Raw genomic sequence first — 923 nt, 5'->3', positions numbered from 1 at the left:
AGTTGCCCATATACGAAATTGAGTTGCTTGATAGCTGTTCACACGGTAACCTACGGCAATAATGGCATCAAGGTTGTAGAACAAAGGAGTACGTTCCACATCACGCTCACCCTCAAGTTGAACTTGTTGATTTTTTCTACAAGTTGCCTCTTTTGTAAGTTCTCCACTTTCATAAATTTGAGAAAGGTGATAAGCAATCGTTGCTCGGTCTACGCCAAACAAATCTGCCATGCGTTTTTGCGACATCCAAAATGTCTCGTTGTTGAATATCACTTCAATGCGGGTTTCACCTTGTGCTGTTTTATACAGCAATATGTTGGATTCCAGTGAGTTTTGGATAAGTTCTGTGGTAGAAACGGACTGCGAAAAATATTCTCTTGCTTGTTGCACCAGAGGCTTCTTTCCGTCTGCATTTTCAGCTATAATCATGCACGCCATACGAGACAAACGGAATATGTTCACCTTTCTATATGCACCACTACCGAGCTTGACCATATCAACCGTTTGGTTGAAATGGTCATCAATCTTCATGCCTTTTTGATTGGCTACGGCAATTGCCTTATTTATGACATTTTGGAATTTCCAGTTAGTAGAATATCCCATAGCATTACAAAGGTCGCGCGAACTCCAATATTCCTTGTTGTTTTCGTCAGTCCTGCGGATAGCATCAAACGTAGGACGCATTTCTGGTATATTATCTTTCTCAGCCATATAAAACGTTCTTCTAAAATTGTCCCAACCTGGTACAAAAAATTCATTCCACCAATCCCAACTCTTTCAGATAGCCTTCAATCTCCTTGTCAAGGTCGGCTCGTTTGACTTCCAGCTCCTTGATTTCCTTCATGACAGCATGAATGTCGATAGGTTCTTCTTCCTCGAAAGTATCAACGTAACGAGGAATGTTGAGATTGTAGTCGTTCTCA

1 protein-coding gene and 1 pseudogene are annotated in these 923 nt (G+C 41.1%); both read right to left on the bottom strand.

Annotated features, from left to right (window positions below; translation table 11 throughout):
* Positions 1 to 711, bottom strand: a 711-nt coding sequence (gene rhuM, locus QVO99_RS00020; RefSeq protein ID WP_288176817.1) for a RhuM family protein, incomplete at its 3' end; no start/stop codon positions are given.
* A gap of 43 nt (positions 712 to 754) precedes the next feature.
* A pseudogene (locus QVO99_RS00015) lies at positions 755 to 923 on the bottom strand (type I restriction-modification system subunit M); the annotation flags it as partial.

Origin of the sequence: Prevotella sp. CAG:592, from assembly GCF_000436015.1 — a bacterium.
Taxonomy (GTDB): Bacteria; Bacteroidota; Bacteroidia; order Bacteroidales; family Bacteroidaceae; genus Prevotella; species Prevotella pectinovora.
This window is presented reverse-complemented; position numbering and strand designations above follow the sequence as displayed.